At 69.7% G+C, this 15,705-nt stretch carries 13 protein-coding genes and 2 tRNA genes; 9 read left to right on the top strand and 6 right to left on the bottom strand.

Features of this window, described 5'->3' with window-relative positions:
* Positions 1-55 precede the first annotated feature (55 nt).
* From K377_RS28340 to K377_RS28330, 4 genes are all read left to right on the top strand, one after another.
* A complete protein-coding gene (locus K377_RS28340) occupies positions 56-1,168 on the top strand; it encodes an SDR family oxidoreductase (protein ID WP_111666390.1) in 1,113 nt (370 codons plus the stop codon).
* Positions 1,169-1,294: 126 nt separating this feature from the next.
* The gene (locus tag K377_RS28335) at positions 1,295-1,759 is read left to right on the top strand and encodes a molybdenum cofactor biosynthesis protein MoaE (protein ID WP_111666490.1); all 465 of its coding nucleotides are present in this window, start codon (positions 1,295-1,297) and stop codon (positions 1,757-1,759) included.
* Between the two features lie 103 nt (positions 1,760-1,862).
* Positions 1,863-2,027, top strand: coding sequence for a hypothetical protein (locus tag K377_RS41775; protein ID WP_181512661.1), 165 nt, complete (start codon positions 1,863-1,865; stop codon positions 2,025-2,027).
* A gap of 65 nt (positions 2,028-2,092) precedes the next feature.
* A complete protein-coding gene (locus K377_RS28330) occupies positions 2,093-3,181 on the top strand; it encodes a PDZ domain-containing protein (protein WP_111666389.1) in 1,089 nt (362 codons plus the stop codon).
* Positions 3,182-3,281: 100 nt separating this feature from the next.
* On the opposite strand, the gene K377_RS28325 is transcribed toward K377_RS28330, so the two are convergent.
* Positions 3,282-3,824 carry a PPA1309 family protein gene (locus tag K377_RS28325; protein WP_111666388.1) on the bottom strand — a complete coding sequence of 181 codons (543 nt, stop codon included), beginning with the start codon at positions 3,822-3,824 and terminating at the stop codon, positions 3,282-3,284.
* Positions 3,825-3,964: 140 nt separating this feature from the next.
* Here K377_RS28325 and K377_RS28320 point away from each other — a divergent pair, with 140 nt between their 5' ends.
* The 4 genes from K377_RS28320 (at position 3,965) to K377_RS28305 (ending at position 9,342) form a co-directional block, all read left to right on the top strand.
* On the top strand, positions 3,965-6,868 hold the full coding sequence (locus K377_RS28320) for a UPF0182 family protein (RefSeq protein ID WP_111666387.1): 2,904 nt from the start codon (positions 3,965-3,967) through the stop codon (positions 6,866-6,868).
* A 61-nt stretch (positions 6,869-6,929) separates the two neighbouring features.
* Positions 6,930-7,003: transfer RNA gene (locus tag K377_RS28315), tRNA-Met, on the top strand.
* Between the two features lie 303 nt (positions 7,004-7,306).
* Positions 7,307-9,112: a tetratricopeptide repeat protein gene (locus K377_RS28310; RefSeq protein WP_111666386.1), complete on the top strand. Its 1,806-nt coding sequence runs from the start codon at positions 7,307-7,309 to the stop codon at positions 9,110-9,112.
* A 156-nt stretch (positions 9,113-9,268) separates the two neighbouring features.
* A tRNA-Met gene (locus tag K377_RS28305) sits at positions 9,269-9,342 on the top strand.
* A gap of 48 nt (positions 9,343-9,390) precedes the next feature.
* On the opposite strand, the gene K377_RS28300 is transcribed toward K377_RS28305, so the two are convergent.
* The 4 genes from K377_RS28300 to K377_RS28285 all read right to left on the bottom strand — a co-directional run bounded on the left by K377_RS28300 (position 9,391) and on the right by K377_RS28285 (position 12,745).
* Positions 9,391-10,530, bottom strand: a complete 1,140-nt coding sequence (locus tag K377_RS28300; RefSeq protein WP_111666385.1) for an ABC transporter substrate-binding protein — start codon at positions 10,528-10,530, stop codon at positions 9,391-9,393.
* 32 nt (positions 10,531-10,562) lie between these two features.
* The gene (locus K377_RS28295; RefSeq protein ID WP_111666384.1) at positions 10,563-11,435 is read right to left on the bottom strand and encodes an ABC transporter permease; all 873 of its coding nucleotides are present in this window, start codon (positions 11,433-11,435) and stop codon (positions 10,563-10,565) included.
* Positions 11,432-12,190 carry an ABC transporter ATP-binding protein gene (locus K377_RS28290; RefSeq protein ID WP_111666383.1) on the bottom strand — a complete coding sequence of 253 codons (759 nt, stop codon included), beginning with the start codon at positions 12,188-12,190 and terminating at the stop codon, positions 11,432-11,434. The genes K377_RS28295 and K377_RS28290 overlap by 4 nt, the downstream gene beginning before the upstream one ends.
* Positions 12,191-12,328: 138 nt before the next feature.
* Positions 12,329-12,745, bottom strand: a complete 417-nt coding sequence (locus K377_RS28285) for a Fur family transcriptional regulator (RefSeq protein WP_111666382.1) — start codon at positions 12,743-12,745, stop codon at positions 12,329-12,331.
* 136 nt (positions 12,746-12,881) lie between these two features.
* On the opposite strand from K377_RS28285, the gene katG reads away from it, so the two are divergent.
* On the top strand, positions 12,882-15,098 hold the full coding sequence (gene katG / locus K377_RS28280; protein WP_111666381.1) for a catalase/peroxidase HPI: 2,217 nt from the start codon (positions 12,882-12,884) through the stop codon (positions 15,096-15,098).
* A 54-nt stretch (positions 15,099-15,152) separates the two neighbouring features.
* Here katG and K377_RS28275 read toward each other — a convergent pair whose 3' ends face one another.
* Positions 15,153-15,554 carry a cyclic nucleotide-binding/CBS domain-containing protein gene (locus K377_RS28275; protein ID WP_111666380.1) on the bottom strand — a complete coding sequence of 134 codons (402 nt, stop codon included), beginning with the start codon at positions 15,552-15,554 and terminating at the stop codon, positions 15,153-15,155.
* Between the last annotated feature and the right edge of the window lie 151 nt (positions 15,555-15,705).

Below are 15,705 nucleotides of genomic sequence, written 5' to 3'. Positions count from 1 at the left end.
CCTGGTACGTACGCGTCATAACGTACTTACCGAAGACAACCGCTGGAGACGCCCGGTGAGTTCCCCAGATCCGCAGGTTCGCGCAGCGCGAAACCCTTCAACCAGTCCGGCCGTGCGCGGCCCCGTCGTCGCGGTCACCGGTGCCGCGTCCGGCATCGGCGCCCTGCTCACCGAGCGGCTCGCCGCCTCCGAAGAGATCAAGCAGGTGCTCGCCATCGACGAGCGGCGGGGCGAGTGCACGTCCGCCACCTGGCATGTCCTGGACGTACGGGATCCGGCCATCGCCGAGAAGCTGCGCGGCGCCGACGTCGTGGTCCACCTCGCGCTCGACCTCGATCTCGAATCCGATCCGGCCGCGCGCACCGCCTACAACGTGCGTGGCACCCAGACCGTGCTCACCGCCGCCGCCGCGGCCGGTGTGCACCGCGTCGTCCTGTGCACCTCGACCATGGTCTACGGAGCCCTTCCCGACAACGAGCTGCCGCTCTCGGAGGACGCCGAGCTGCGCGCCACCGCCGAGGCGACCGGCGTCGGCGACCTCCTGGAGATCGAGCGGCTGGCCCGCCGCGCGCCCCGCGCGCACCCCGGCCTCAACGTCACCGTGGTGCGTCCCTCGGTGCTCGTCGGCGGCACGGACACGGCCCTCACGCGCTACTTCGAGTCGCCGCGCCTCCTCGTGGTGGCCGGTTCGCGGCCCGCCTGGCAGTTCTGCCACGTGGAGGACCTCTGCAGCGCGCTGGAGTACGCCGTCCTGGAGAGGGTCGACGGAGAGCTCGCGGTCGGCTGCGACGGGTGGCTGGAGCAGGAGGAGGTCGAGGAGCTGAGCGGGATCCGCCGCATGGAGCTGCCGTCGGCCGTCGCGCTCGGCGCCGCGGCCCGGCTGCACCGCATCGGCCTCACGCCCTCGCCCGCGGGCGACCTCGCCTTCACGATGTACCCCTGGGTCGTCAGCGGGAGCAGGCTGCACGATGCCGGATGGCGACCCCAGTGGACGAACGAGGAGGTCCTCGCGGAACTCCTCGAGGAGGTCGCCGGGCGGCGCACCGTGGCCGGACGACGGCTCGGGCGCAAGGACGCGACGGCCGCGGGCGCGGCGGGCGCGACGGTCGCCCTGCTGGGCACGGCTGCCGTGGTGCGGCGGGTGCGCAAGGCCCGCCGCCGCATCTGAGGCACGGGGCCGGGCGGGGGAGACCCCACCCGAGGCCCCCGCCGTGCGGAAAACCCGACTCCGACCGGGTGCCCTGTAGGAGGCTCCAATTCACGGCTGTCAGGGGTGTACGGCACGATGAAGGGCATGGCATCCACCCAGCACGACCACCCCGGTGAGCAGGCGGCACAGGACCCGATCAGACTGCTCGCCGTACGGGAGACAGCGCTCTCCGTCGACGAGGTCTTCCGCGCGGTCGGCGACGACGCCGCGGGCGGTACCGCGCTCTTCGTGGGGACCGTGCGCAATCACGACGGCGGGGCCGACGTGGACCGGCTCGGGTACTCGTGCCACCCGACCGCGGAGGCCGAGATGCGGCGCGTCGCCGAGAGGGTCGCCGCGAAGTACCCGGTGCGCGCGCTCGCGGCCGTCCACCGCGTCGGCGATCTGACGGTGGGTGACCTCGCCGTGGTCGTCGCCGTGTCGTGTCCGCACCGCGGCGAGGCCTTCGAGGCGTGCCGGATGCTCATCGACGATCTCAAGCACGAGGTGCCCATCTGGAAGCACCAGACGTTCTCGGACGGGACGGAAGAGTGGGTCGGGGCCTGCTGAGGCTCCGGTTGCGTAACCGTCACCCTGCGGCGAGCGTTGAGTGCGCGGATGGTTAATCTGCTGATCAGTCAGTTGCGGTCGCACATGGGGTCGGGAGGTCGGTATGGCAGTTCTCTTGTGGCTGCTGATTCCGGTTGTTGCTGCGGTCGGTGCCGCGCTCTGGGGCTCCTGGGCCGGCCGGACCCGGCACAAGACGGGTGACGTCACCGAGCTCAGCGGCTATGAGCGGTTCCGCGAGGCGATGGAGAAGTCCCACTCCGGGACCTGAGGGCCTGGGCCCGTACGGACCGGCCCCACAGGTGCACGGACGGGCGCGTCCCGTACTGTCGTTCCATGCCACGCCGCACCGCGACGATGCTCGCCTCGACCCTGATGCTCATCGCGCTGCTCTGCGCGGGGGTTCTCATCAAAGTGCCCTACGCGGAGATGTCCCCGGGCCCGACGGTGAACACCCTCGCGGACCATGACGGCGAACCCGTCATCCAGATCTCCGGACACAAGACGTACGACACGTCCGGGCACCTCAACATGACGACCGTCCGGGTCACCAGCGCCGACTTCAACATGAACCTGGTCTCCGCGGTCTACGGGTGGCTCGCTCACGACAGCATCGTGGTGCCGCACGACACCCTGTACCCGGACGGCCAGACCGAGGAGCAGTCCTCGCAGGAGAACGCCGAGGAGTTCAGCCAGTCCCAGGAGAGCGCCAAGGTCGCCGCCCTGGAAGAGCTGAACATCCCCGTGAAGTCCTGGGTGATCGTTTCCTCTGTCGTCAAGGACAGCCCCGCCGAGGGCCGGCTGCACGCCGGTGACGTCATCAAGGCCGTCGACGGCACCAAGATCACCAAGCCCGCCGATGTGGCCAAGCTCGTCACCAAGCACAAGGCCGGCGAGAACGTCGTGTTCACGGTCGTCCCCGTCAAGCAGGCCGCCGCCGCCGAGAAGGAGGGCAAGGAGGCCACCACGACGGAGAACGTGACGATCAAGACGGACAAGGCCGACGACGGCCGGGCGATCGTCGGCATCCAGGCCGGGACCGACCACACCTTCCCGTTCCAGATCGACATCAAGCTCGCCGACGTCGGCGGCCCCAGCGCCGGACTGATGTTCTCCCTCGGCATCGTCGACAAGCTCACGCCCACCGATCTGACCGGCGGCAAGTTCGTGGCCGGCACCGGCACCATCGACGACGACGGCAAGGTCGGCCCCATCGGCGGCATCGGGATGAAGCTCGTCGGCGCGCGCGACAAGGGAGCGCAGTACTTCCTGACCCCGAAGGACAACTGCGCGACCGCGGCCAAGGACACCCCGGACGGGCTCACCCTGGTCAAGGTGGACACCCTGGACGACGCGATGGGCGCTCTGAAGGACATTCGCAGCGGCCACACCGGTGCCCTGCCGAAGTGCAGCGCCAAGAGCTGAGACACGGCTCTACACAGAGGGGCGCTGCGGGAATTCCCGCAGCGCCCCTCTACGTAGTCCTACGCGGTCCTACGTAGTCCCAGGTGGTCGGGTGGGAACGTCACTCGGCGAACGTCGACGCCAGCGCCTCGGCGAGGCCCGGCACCAGGTCCGAACCCGTGAGGACCTCGGTCGGCGAGTCCTTCTCTCGCAGCCGGAGGGCGGAGTCGCGGGTGCCGTCGCGCAGCACCGCGACCGTCATCCGGACCTCCTGGCGGTCCGGATGCTCGGCGACCCACTTCGTGAGCTTCTTGCCGGTGAGCCCTTCGGGGACGGACGCCTCGGCGGACGGCGGCAGCATCAGACGCTCCACCGTCAGCGCGCAGCCCGCGACGGCGTCGGGCCACGCGATGGTGCCGAGGAACTCGTCCAGCGGCTTGGAGGCGGGGATCTCGTCCTGGAGGATCGGGGTGAAGCCGCTGCTCTCACCCTCGGTCTCCAGGCCGAGCTGCGCGGCGAGAGCCGGTTCCTGGGCGCGCAGGGCGCCCGTGTCGACGAGGGCGAAGAGGCGGGCGGGCTGGTCCCAGCCCATGCCGGAGGCGTACTCGTCGATCTCGAGAACGGCCCGGGTGAGGGGGCTTGCTGCCATGGGGGTGTTGGACATGGTCACAATCCTGCCTCGTTCGTCCCCCGAAGCGGGAACTGAGTAAAGCCTGAGTAAGTTGCATAGGTGAGGGGTCCGCGATCTCGGGGGCCTGACAGATCGATTACCGAACTATCGAGGTGCGCACCTTGGCTTTCCAGATGCCGGACCGGGGCGGGGGTCCGACGGGACCGCGGATCAGAGTGGGACGCCCCTCCCGGCGTGCCCGGACGCTGCTGTTGACGCTGGGCGTCCTGGCCGTGCTCGGCATGGCCTTCGTCATGTTCTCCGGGTTCTGGACGGACTGGCTCTGGTACCGGTCGGTCGACTACTCGTCCGTGTTCACGACGACGTTGCAGACGAAGATCGGACTCTTTTTCGTCTTCGGTCTGCTCATGGCCCTCGCCGTGGGTGTGAACATCTGGCTGGCGCACCGGCTGCGCCCGCCGCTGAGCGCCATGTCGACGGAGCAGCAGAGCCTCGACCGCTACCGGATGGGCATCGCGCCCTTCAAGAAGTGGCTGCTGCTCGGGATCACCGCCCTCGTCGGCCTGATCGCGGGCGCCTCGGCCGCGAGCCAGTGGCGCACATGGCTGCAGTACGTGAACGGCGTGCCGTTCCACCAGAAGGACTCACAGTTCCACCTGGACGTGTCCTTCTACGCGTTCGACCTGCCCTGGTACCGCTTCCTGCTCGGTTTCGGCTTCGCCGCGGCCGTCATCGGCCTGGTCGCCGCCGCGCTGACGCACTACCTGTACGGCGGACTGCGCATCACCAGCCCGGGCGCGCGCGCCACGGCGGCCGCGACGGGACACCTCTCCGTCCTCCTGGGCCTGTTCGTGGCCCTCAAGGCCGTCGCGTACTGGCTCGACCGGTACGGGCTCGCGGTGAAGTCCAGCGACTTCAAGGCGACGAACAACTGGACGGGCCTCAGGTACGTCGACGCGACCGCGTATCTGCCGGCGAAGACGATCCTGTTCTGCATCGCCGTCATCTGCGCCCTGCTGTTCTTCGCGACCCTGTGGCGGCGCACCTGGCAGCTTCCGGTCATCGGCTTCGGCCTGATGGTGCTCTCGGCGATCCTGATCGGCGGCCTGTACCCGGCCATCGTGCAGAAGTTCCAGGTGCAGCCGAACGAGCAGTCCAAGGAAGCGCCGTACATCAAGAAGAACATCGACGCCACGCGCAAGGCGTACGGCATCGACAAGGCGACGGTCGGCGCCTACAGCGGCGAGGGGTCCGACAAGGACTCCGGGAAGCAGCGCACCGAGGCCGACTCGGCGGCGAGCTACCGCCTGAACGACCCGAACATCGTGTCGCCGACCTTCCAGCAGCTGGAGCAGCAGCGGAAGTACTACCAGTTCCCGACGACCCTGGACGTGGACCGCTACAACGGCCAGGACACGGTCGTGGGCCTGCGCGAGCTGAACCTCGGCAAGCTCGACAAGCGCAACTGGATCAACGACCACTTCGTCTACACGCACGGCTACGGAGCCGTGACGGCGAAGGGCACCTCCACCTCGCAGGGCGCCCCGCAGTTCACCGAGTCCGGTCTGCCGACCGGCGGTGACCTCGGGACGTACAACCAGCGGATCTACTACGGCGAGAAGACGACGCAGTACTCGATCGTCGGCGGGCCGCAGAAGGAGCTGGACTACGAGCAGGAAGACGGCACGCAGAAGACCACCAGCTACAAGGGCGACAGCGGCGTCAACCTCTCCAACCCGATCAACCGGGCCGCGTACGCCGTGGCCTTCAGCGAACCGCAGATCCTGTACTCCGGCGCCATCGGCGACGGCTCGCGGATCCTGTACAACCGCACGCCCAAGGAGCGCGTCGAGGCCGTAGCGCCCTGGCTGACCATCGACGGCGACGCGTACCCGACCGTCGTCAACGGCAAGATCAAGTGGATCGTCGACGCCTACACGACGTCGAACGGCTACCCGTACGCGTCCCGGACGACGCTCGGCGACACCACGGCCGACTCGCTCAACCAGGGCGACAGCCAGCGTTCCGTGGTGGCGCAGCAGAACCAGGTCAACTACATCCGCAACTCGGTGAAGGCGACCGTCGACGCGTACACGGGCGAGGTCAAGCTCTACGCGTGGGACGAGACCGACCCGGTCCTGAAGACGTGGGAGAAGGCGTTCCCCGGCACGGTGCAGCCGAAGAGCGACATCCCGGCCGACCTGAAGGAGCACCTGCGCTACCCGCAGGACATGTTCAAGGTCCAGAGGGAGCTGCTGAGCCTGTACCACGTGACGGACTCCGACCAGTTCTACAACGCGTCGGACGCCTGGCAGGTGCCGAACGACCCGACCAAGAAGGACAACAGCGCGGTTCCGCCGTACTACCTGTCCATGAAGATGCCGGGCCAGAGCAGTCAGCAGTTCTCACTGACGACGACGTTCACGCCGAGTGGAAGGCCGAACCTCAGGGCCTTCATGGCGGTGGACGCCGACGCGACCAGTAAGGACTACGGCGCCATAAAGCTGCTGAGAGTCACCGAGGACAAGGTCCAGGGACCGGAGCAGGTACAGAACAAGCTCAACTCCTGGGATCCGGTGGCGAACTGGGTGCGCGACATGAAGGGTGCCGACTCGACGGTCCTGTACGGCAATCTGCTGACAGTGCCACTCGACAGCGGCTTCCTCTACGTCGAGCCGATCTACGCCCAGGGGCGGAACTCCGAGTACCCGCTGATGCGCAAGGTCGCCGTCTCCTACGGCGACAAGATGGGCTTCGCGAACTCGCTCTCGGACGCGCTGAACGACGCCTTCGAGGTGGACGGCGGCTCGACGACCGAACCGGAGAAACCGGGCGGCGACACGACCAGCCCGGCGAACTCGACGGTCAAGGAAGCCCTCGCGGACGCCGAGAAGGCCTTCGAGGCGGGCCAGAAGGCTCTGAAGGACGGCGACTGGACCGCGTACGGCGAGGCCCAGGACGATCTGCAGAGCGCCCTGGAGCGCGCCGACAAGGCCCAGACCGCGGCCGAGAAGGAAGCCGGCAAGAACGGCGACAGTGACAAGAGCGGCTCCGACGGCAAGAAGAGCAGTGGCTGAGCAGCAGGTCGGAGGGTGAGCGAGCACCATCCCGCGCCGTGGTACGGTTGCATCACAACGGCGCGGGGTGGAGCAGCTCGGTAGCTCGCTGGGCTCATAACCCAGAGGTCGCAGGTTCAAATCCTGTCCCCGCTACTGATGATCGAAGGCTCGGAAGCTTAGGCTTCCGGGCCTTCGGTGCGTCAGGGCACCGGATGTCATGAGTCGCTGGCATGTGCGCTGCGTCTCGGTGCGATATGGGCTGCTCGGGGTACGTGTGCCCAGGGCGTACCAGAGATGTACCAGGTCTGTCCCAGGTACGTGCGAAGAGGGCTTCACCCGGGGAGACTTGAGGAATCTGTGTTTCACTTATCTCTCTGTGGGCATGTCGACAAAACGCTGAAGTGACCTCACTGGCTGCGGTATTCACGATGTACCCAGGTTGCAGGTGGTGCGACGATGGACGTTATGGGGGACAAGGCAACTCTGTTGGAGACAGGGCGGTTTGTGCAGCCGACAGATCGGGATGAACCGGTTGAAGCTGCTGAGGAGGCGCGCCAGCGGCTGGCCGCGGAGGCCGGCGACGTCGAGGCGATGAGCGTCCTCGGCGCCATGCTGCTGCGCCGCGGTGATCTCGACGGGGCCGAGCCTCTGCTGCGTAACGCCACGAGCGTGGGCGACCGGGCCGCCGCCAACAATCTGGGTGTCCTGCTGCACCAGCGGGGCTACGCCGACGAAGCCGCGGGATGGTGGCGCATCGCCGCCGTCGCCGGCTCCGCCGCCGCAGCCCACGCCCTCGGCCGGCACCACCGCGAGCGGGGCGACGAGCCCGCCGCCGAGTACTGGCTGCGCCAGTCCGCCGAGCAGGGGCACACGCTCGCCGCGTACGCCCTCGCCGATCTCCTGGAGCACCGCAGCGACGTCGGTGCCGAGCGCTGGATGCGGGTCGCCGCCGAGCGCGGGCACCGGGAGGCCGCGTACCGCCTCGCCCGCGCGCTCGACCGCAAGGGCGGCGCCGACGTGCTCGTTGCGGGGGACGCCAAGAACCCGGCGGAGGAAGCCGAGCAGTGGTACCGCCAGGCCGCCGCGCGCGGGCACCGCAGGGGCGCGCTGCACCTCGGCGCGATCCTGGAGAAGCGCGGGGATCTGAAGGAGGCCGGCCGCTGGTACCTGACGTCCGCCAAGGACGGCGAGCCGCGCGCCGCGTGCGCCCTCGCCTTCCTGCTGCGCGACGCGGGCGACGAGGAGAGCGCCGCCGTGTGGTGGCTGCGCGCCGCCCAGGACGGCGACGGCAACGCCGCGAACGCGCTGGGCGCGCTGCACGCCGGACGCGGCGAGACCCAGACCGCCGAGCGCTGGTACCGGGCCGCCATGGACGCGGGCGACAACAACGGCGCGTACAACCTCGGGCTGCTGTGCGCCGAGCAGAAGCGCACCGCGCAGGCCGAGGACTGGTACCGGCGCGCCGCCTACGCGGGGCACCGCGAGGCGGCCAACGCGCTCGCCGTGCTGCTCCTGCAGAACGGGGACGCGGTCGGGGCCGAGCCCTGGTTCTCCAAGGCGGCCGAGGCGGGCAGCGTCGACGCCGCCTTCAACCTGGGCATCCTCTACGCGGGTCGCGAGGACGAGGGGTCCGCGCTCAAGGCGGTCCAGTGGTACGAGCGGGCCGCGTCCGGGGGGCACACCGAGGCCGCGCTCCAGGCCGGTATCGCACGGCTGCGCGACGGCGACGAGCAGGGTGCCGAGCGGCATCTGCGGTGTGCGGCGGGCGGGGGCAGCCCCGAGGCCGCGTACCGGCTCGCCTCGCTGCTCGACCTGCGGACGCCGCCCGCGCCCCGGCACGAGCTGGGGGAGCCGGTCACGGCGAAGAGCGAGTGCGAGGAGTGGTACGAGCGCGCCGCCGAGCACGGGCACCGGCGTGCGCAGGTGCGGGTCGGGATGCTGGCCGCCGCGCGCGGGGACGTCGTCGAGGCCGCCCGGTGGTACCGGGAGGCCGCGGAGGCCGGGTCGCGCAACGGGGCGTTCAATCTCGGGCTGCTGCTCGCGCGGGAGGGCAGTGAGCCGGAGGCGGCGCTGTGGTGGACCCGGGCCGCCGATGCGGGGCATGGGCGGGCGGCGTTGCGGCTGGCTCTGCTGTGTGCGCGGCGCGGGGAGCTTGCCGCTGGGCAGAAGTGGGCGTCCCGGGCTGTGGAGCTCGGGCCGGCCGAGGTCGCCGAGCGGGCCGGGCGGTTGCGGGACGCCTTGCGGCAGGAGCTTTCGGCTTAGGCGGGACCGTCGGCCGGGGCGCGATGAGCGCTCGCCCCGCGCCGGGGTGCCGCCTTGCCCACCCTGCCGCCCCAGGCGGCGGATTGCCCGAGGTGGCGGGCTGCTGGGAAGGGATTTGCGCTGGTCGGGGGTGGCGCGTAAGGTTGTGTTCACCGACGCGGGGTGGAGCAGCTCGGTAGCTCGCTGGGCTCATAACCCAGAGGTCGCAGGTTCAAATCCTGTCCCCGCTACTGAAAGTCCGAAGCCCGGAACCATCAAGGTTCCGGGCTTCGGCGCGTTCACGGCTTGTGGCCCACGGCCTCCTCGTACAGCTTCCTGTCCACCGTCTTCGACTCCGGCAGCGGATCGCCCGTCGAGACCCCGGCCGCCGTGTACGCCTTCTGGAGCCGGTCCGTCGTGCCGGCCCGGATCTCCCAGTCCATGCGGAGCGAGGGCGTCGACTCCAGGACCTGCTTGTCGGTCTTCAGGAGAGTGGCCAGCTCGGACACGAAGGCCGGGTCCTTCTTGTAGTCGCCCGCGAAGTACGTGTTCACCGTGCGGATGTACGCCCGCAGGAACGCCACGCCCGCGTCCGGGTCCTCGGAGAGCAGGTTCGGGCCGAACAGCAGGCCGCCCAGCGGCTCGCCGAGGGGCTGGCCGCCGAGGAACGCGTAGTGAGCGTCGCCGTCGACCTTGCGCCAGACCGGGTCGAGCAGCCAGGCGGAGTCGACGCCGCCGTTCTGCAGCGCGGTCAGCACGTCCGCCGAGCCGAGCTGCTGGAACTGGATCTTGTCGAGGCCGCCGCCGTGCTTCTTCAGCGCCGTGTTCATCGGGTACGAGATGACCGAGCCCTTGCCGATCATCGTGCCCATCTTCCGGCCCGCCATCGAGACGCCGGACGCGCTCTCGCCGTTCTTCAGCCGCACCCAGAGGCCGCTCTTCGACTGCGGGTCGGGGGAGAAGTTGCCCGCGACCCACTTGATGTCGAAGCCGCCCAGGATGCCGTTCATCACGGCCGCCTCGGGGGCCGCCCACTGCGCGTCGATGTCGCCCTTGGCGAGCAGGGGGAGGGCGTCGGGGGTGGGCAGGACCTTGAGTGTGACGTCCAGGCCCTCCTTCTTGAACTCGCCCTTCTCGACGGCCATTTCGAGCGGTGCCACGTACTCGGCGCTGAGGGTGCCGGTCGCGATGGTCAGCTTGCGGGTCCGGTCCAGCTTGACGGGGGCGGGGGCGCCGGACGCGCAGCGCGCGGGCTTGCGGTCGGCCGCCAGGTCCGCCGGATCGGTCCAGCTGCCCTTGCCGCAGCCGTCGACGGCCTTCACGGTGCGGGGCGCCGCCGTGGCGCCGGGGGCGCCGTCGTCGTGCCGGGCGCAGGCGGCGCCGCCGAGCAGGAGGGTGCCGGTCGCGAGCAGGGCCGTACCCAGGTGTCTGGTGCGCATGGAACCTCCGTACGAAGACGCGGGAAGAGAGGTCAGGACTGGCCGCGGCCGCGGTCGCGCGGCGCCCAGGGGGTGAGGAACCGGCCCGCGAGCCGGACCAGTTCGGAGAAGACGACGCCGAGCACGGCGACACAGACGATGCCCACGAACATCACGTCGTTCTGGAAGAGGGCCCGCGCGTCGAAGATGAGATGGCCGAGGCCGTTCGTCGCGGCGATCTGCTCCGAGGCGACGATCACGAGCACGGCCACGCCCGCCGCTATCCGGGCGCCGACCAGGACCGCGGGCAGCGAGGCGGGCAGCAGGACGTGGCGGAACATCTGCCACGGGGACGCGCCGAAAACTTGTCCCGCGTCCCGGTGCCCGGCGGGAACCGAGAGCACCGCCGCCATCGTTGAGATCCACACGAAGAAGAAAACGGTCGCCGCGACCAGTGCGATCTGAGGGCCTTCGCCGAGGCCGAACATGTTGAGGAAGACGGGGAGGAGAGCGAGCTTGGGTACGACGTACAGAGCGTCGAGCAAGGGCTCGAGCGCCGCTCGGATCAGGGGGATCGAACCCATGAGCAGACCCAGCAGATAGCCCGACACCGTACCGATCGCATAGCCCGCGAGGACCCGCTTGAGGGTGGCCCACACGTCCGGCCACAGGTCTCCGTCGGCGGCTCTGTCCCAGCCGTCGGCCAGGATCGTGGACGGGGCCGGGTAGACGCGGTCGTCGATCCAGGACCGGTCCGCCGCCAGTTGCCACAGCAGGACCAGGAGCAGCGGGACGGCGACGGCGAGGGTGAGTTCCAGGGTGCGGCGCCTGCGGCGGGTGCGGGCGGGGTGGAGTTCCTGAGGCCCCGGGGCGCGGACCAGCACGTCGGTGCCGTCGGTGGCTTCTGCGGGAGTGGTCGTCGTCATGCCGGGATCGCCTCCTGGTGCACCTCGCCGCGCAGCAGGTCCCACAACTCGCCCTTGAGGTGGGTGAATTCGGGAGTGGAGCGGATGTCCCCGGTACGCGGCCGGGGGAACGGCGGGCGGCGCTCGGCGATCACCCGGCCCGGACGGGCCGACATCACCAGGACGCGGTCGCCGAGGACGATCGCCTCCTCCAGGCTGTGCGTGATGAACAGGGTCGTGGTCCGTGTCGACTGGGTCAGGGCCAGGAGCTCGTCCTGGAGGATGGTGCGGAGCTGGGCGTCGAGCGCGGCGAAGGGCTCGTCCATGAGCAGGATCTCGGGCTCCACCGCCAGGGCCCGGGCGATCGCCACGCGCTGGCGCATGCCCCCGGAGAGCGCGGAGGGGTAGGCGCCGGCGAAGTCGGCGAGGCCCATGCGGGTCAGCCAGTCGTGGGCCCGGGCGTTCGCCTCTTTGCGCGGGGCCTTCTGGACGTCCAGGCCGAAGCGGACGTTGGCCAGCACCGTCTTCCAGTCGTAGATGCCGTAGTCCTGGAAGATCATGGCGGCCGGGCGGGGACTGGTGGTGCGGATCTCCAGGGTGCCGGTGGAGGGGCGGGTCAGGCCCGCCGCGATGCGCAGGAGGGTGGACTTGCCGCAGCCCGACGGGCCCACCACGCAGACGAATTCGCCGGGGGCGACGGTCAGGTCCAGGGGGCCGAGGGCGTGGGTGGGGCCGAAGGTGCGGGTGAGGTCGTGGGCGTGCAGCTTGGGGTGCATGGGCCCTCCGGGGTGCGGGATGTGTGGTGGGCGCCGCGAGAATATGACGGGGTGTCAGATTCTGGAAGGGGGGAGGGGAGGGGGCACGCAAAAGCGGCCCGCACCGAGAAGAGTGCGGGCCGCTCCGGAAAGCTCGGGCTACGGCTGGCTGCAGGCCGGGCACAGACCCCGGTACGTGACCTCCACGTCGGAGATCGTGAAGCCGAAGCGCTCCGAGTCGGGCAGGCTCATCAGTGGATTGCCCGTCGGGTGGACGTCCCGGATCTGGCCGCACTGCGCGCAGACGAGGTGCTGGTGCGGGCGGTGCGCGTTCGGGTCGTAGCGCTTGGCCCTCTTGTCCGTGGCGACCTCGATGACCTCACCGAGGGACACCATCTCGCCCAGCGTGTTGTAGACGGTGGCGCGGGAGATCTCGGGCAGTTTCGCGACAGCGCGGGCATGGACCTCGTCGGCCGTCAGATGGACGTGGTCGCCGTCGAGGACCTCGGCCACGACACGGCGCTGAGCGGTCATCCGCCAGCCGCGTCCGCGCAGTCGTTCCAACAGGTCACTCATGAAATCCAGCCTAACAGCCAGGGGAGCCGATCCCGAACGGGTGTGACTTTGGAGCTTTGCTTGACTTAGACATTGTCCATTGTAGGATCACAAACGGCTCAGGCCAAGCGACAGGACGACTCCGGAAGGGCCCCCAATGTCCGAGAATCACGAAGCAATCGTCACTGACCCGAAGTCGGAGGGGGAGGGTGGTTGCCCGGTCGCGCACGGGCGTGCGGCGCACCCGACCCAGGGCGGTGGAAACCGTCAGTGGTGGCCGGAGCGGCTCAACCTGAAGATCCTCGCGAAGAACCCCGCGGTGGCGAACCCGATGGGCGAGGACTTCGACTACAGCGAGGCGTTCAGCGCGCTGGACCTCGCGGCCGTCAAGCGGGACATCGCCGAGGTGCTCACCACCTCGCAGGACTGGTGGCCGGCCGACTTCGGCAACTACGGCCCGCTGATGATCCGGATGGCCTGGCACTCCGCCGGCACGTACCGCATCAGTGACGGCCGCGGTGGCGCCGGCGCCGGTCAGCAGCGCTTCGCGCCGCTCAACAGCTGGCCGGACAACGCCTCGCTCGACAAGGCGCGCCGTCTGCTGTGGCCGGTGAAGAAGAAGTACGGCAAGAACATCTCGTGGGCCGACCTCATGATCCTCACGGGCAATGTCGCGCTGGAGACCATGGGCTTCGAGACCTTCGGGTTCGCCGGTGGCCGCGCGGACGTCTGGGAGGCCGAGGAGGACGTCTACTGGGGTCCCGAGACCGAGTGGCTGGGCGACGGCCGCTACACGGGCGACCGCGAGCTGGAGAACCCGCTCGGCGCCGTGCAGATGGGCCTCATCTACGTCAACCCCGAGGGTCCCAACGGGAACCCGGACCCGATCGCCGCGGCCCGCGACATCCGTGAGACCTTCCGCCGCATGGCGATGAACGACGAGGAGACCGTCGCCCTCATCGCCGGTGGCCACACCTTCGGCAAGACCCACGGCGCGGGCCCGGCCGACAACGTCGAGGCCGACCCCGAGGCCTCGCCCATGGAGCAGCAGGGCCTCGGCTGGAAGTCCACGCACGGCACCGGTGTCGGCAAGGACGCCATCACGTCCGGCCTCGAGGTCACCTGGACCAGCACCCCGACCCAGTGGGGCAACGGCTTCTTCAAGAACCTCTTCGAGTACGAGTACGAGCTCACCAAGAGCCCGGCCGGTGCCAACCAGTGGATCGCCAAGGACGCCGAGGAGATCATCCCGGACGCCTTCGACTCCGCGAAGAAGCACAAGCCGACCATGCTCACCACGGACCTGTCGCTGCGTTTCGACCCGGTCTACGAGCAGATCTCGCGCCGCTTCTACGAGAACCCCGACCAGTTCGCGGACGCCTTCGCCCGCGCCTGGTACAAGCTGACGCACCGCGACATGGGCCCGGTCGTGCGCTACCTCGGTTCCGAGGTGCCCAGCGAGGAGCTGCTGTGGCAGGACCCGCTGCCCGCGCGTGAGGGCGAGCTGATCGACGCCGCCGACGTGGCCTCCCTCAAGGAGCAGATCCTCGGCACCGACCTGACCGTCTCCCAGCTGGTCTCCGCCGCCTGGGCCGCCGCCGCCTCCTTCCGCGGCAGCGACAAGCGCGGCGGAGCCAACGGCGCCCGGATCCGCCTGGAGCCGCAGCGCGGCTGGGAGGTCAACAACCCGGACGAGCTCGCCACGGTGCTGCGCGCCCTGGAAGGCGTACAGGCCTCCTTCAACGCCAAGGGCGCCAAGAAGGTCTCCCTCGCCGACCTGATCGTGCTCGCGGGCTCCGCGGCCGTCGAGCAGGCGGCCAAGGACGGCGGCGTCCAGGTCGAGGTGCCGTTCGCCGCGGGCCGCGTCGACGCCGCGCAGGAGCAGACGGACGTCGAGTCGTTCGCCGCTCTCGAGCCGGCCGCCGACGGCTTCCGCAACTACGTGGGCAAGGGCAACCGCCTTCCGGCCGAGTTCCTGCTCATCGACAAGGCCAACCTGCTCACCCTGAGCGCGCCCGAGCTGACCGTCCTCGTCGGCGGCCTGCGCGTCCTCGGTGCCAACGCGGGCGGCTCGAAGCACGGTGTTCTCACCGACCGTCCGGGCACGCTGACGAACGACTTCTTCGTCAACCTGCTCGACATGGACACCGCGTGGAAGTCGACCTCGTCCGCGCAGGACGAGTTCGAGGGCCGCGACGCCTCCGGCGCCGTGAAGTGGACCGGCACCCGTGCCGACCTGGTCTTCGGCTCCAACTCCGAGCTGCGCGCGCTCGCCGAGGTCTACGCGAGCGACGACGCCAAGGAGAAGTTCGTCAAGGACTTCGTCGCGGCGTGGACCAAGGTCATGGACCTGGACCGGTTCGACCTGCGCTGAGCATGAGCGAGAGGGCCGGCTCCCCCGAGGGGGAGCCGGCCCTCCGGCATGTCCTCAGACGGTCAGCGGGGGTGCGTGCCGCCTGGCCGGGACCCAGCAGCGGATGATGTCGCGCACCGAGACGATGCCGACCGGTTCCTGGCCGTCGAGCACGATCAGATGCCGGAAGCCGCCGTGCGTCATCGCCCGCGCGGCGTCCTCCAGGGTCCACGCGGGAGCGGCGAAGACCACGTCCGTCGTCGTGTGGGTGTCGGCGGTCTCGACGTCGGGATTCTGGTTCAGGCCGAGGGAGTTGAGGACATCGCGCTCGGTCAGGATGCCGATGCCGGAGCCGTCGGGGTCGAGGACCACGGCGGCGCCGACGCGGCGGCTGGACATCAGCCGGGCCGCCTGGCGCAGGGTGTGGGTCGGTCCGATGGTGAGGACCATCGTGCTCATGGCGTCGCGGACGAGCATGGATGGAGCCACCTTCCTGTGTGAGGTACCTGTCCGCCGCTCCACGGCCCCGTCGGACGGTTCCGTGAAGCGGTTCACAAGTTCACAAGTGGGGGGACTCTCAGAGTTACAGGTAAAGGGAGTGCCAACAAGAGGGCGCGTGAGGTGAGTT

It is taken from the genome of Streptomyces sp. PsTaAH-137, assembly GCF_003259365.1.
Classification (GTDB): domain Bacteria; phylum Actinomycetota; class Actinomycetes; order Streptomycetales; family Streptomycetaceae; genus Streptomyces.
Note: the sequence above shows the minus strand (reverse complement) of the source record. Positions and strands in the feature narration are given on the sequence as shown.

Excerpts from the sequence above, each read along its gene's own strand:
- K377_RS28325 (WP_111666388.1), bottom strand. The coding sequence starts at position 3,824 with ATGTCCAACACCCCCATGGCAGCAAGCCCCCTCACCCGGGCCGTTCTC.
- K377_RS41775 (WP_181512661.1), top strand. The coding sequence starts at position 1,863 with ATGGCAGTTCTCTTGTGGCTGCTGATTCCGGTTGTTGCTGCGGTCGGT.
- K377_RS28330 (WP_111666389.1), top strand. The coding sequence starts at position 2,093 with ATGCCACGCCGCACCGCGACGATGCTCGCCTCGACCCTGATGCTCATC.
- K377_RS28300 (WP_111666385.1), bottom strand. The coding sequence starts at position 10,530 with ATGCGCACCAGACACCTGGGTACGGCCCTGCTCGCGACCGGCACCCTC.
- K377_RS28320 (WP_111666387.1), top strand. The coding sequence starts at position 3,965 with ATGCCGGACCGGGGCGGGGGTCCGACGGGACCGCGGATCAGAGTGGGA.
- K377_RS28335 (WP_111666490.1), top strand. The coding sequence starts at position 1,295 with ATGGCATCCACCCAGCACGACCACCCCGGTGAGCAGGCGGCACAGGAC.
- K377_RS28290 (WP_111666383.1), bottom strand. The coding sequence starts at position 12,190 with ATGCACCCCAAGCTGCACGCCCACGACCTCACCCGCACCTTCGGCCCC.
- K377_RS28295 (WP_111666384.1), bottom strand. The coding sequence starts at position 11,435 with ATGACGACGACCACTCCCGCAGAAGCCACCGACGGCACCGACGTGCTG.
- katG (WP_111666381.1), top strand. The coding sequence starts at position 12,882 with ATGTCCGAGAATCACGAAGCAATCGTCACTGACCCGAAGTCGGAGGGG.
- K377_RS28310 (WP_111666386.1), top strand. The coding sequence starts at position 7,307 with ATGGACGTTATGGGGGACAAGGCAACTCTGTTGGAGACAGGGCGGTTT.
- K377_RS28275 (WP_111666380.1), bottom strand. The coding sequence starts at position 15,554 with ATGCTCGTCCGCGACGCCATGAGCACGATGGTCCTCACCATCGGACCG.
- K377_RS28285 (WP_111666382.1), bottom strand. The coding sequence starts at position 12,745 with ATGAGTGACCTGTTGGAACGACTGCGCGGACGCGGCTGGCGGATGACC.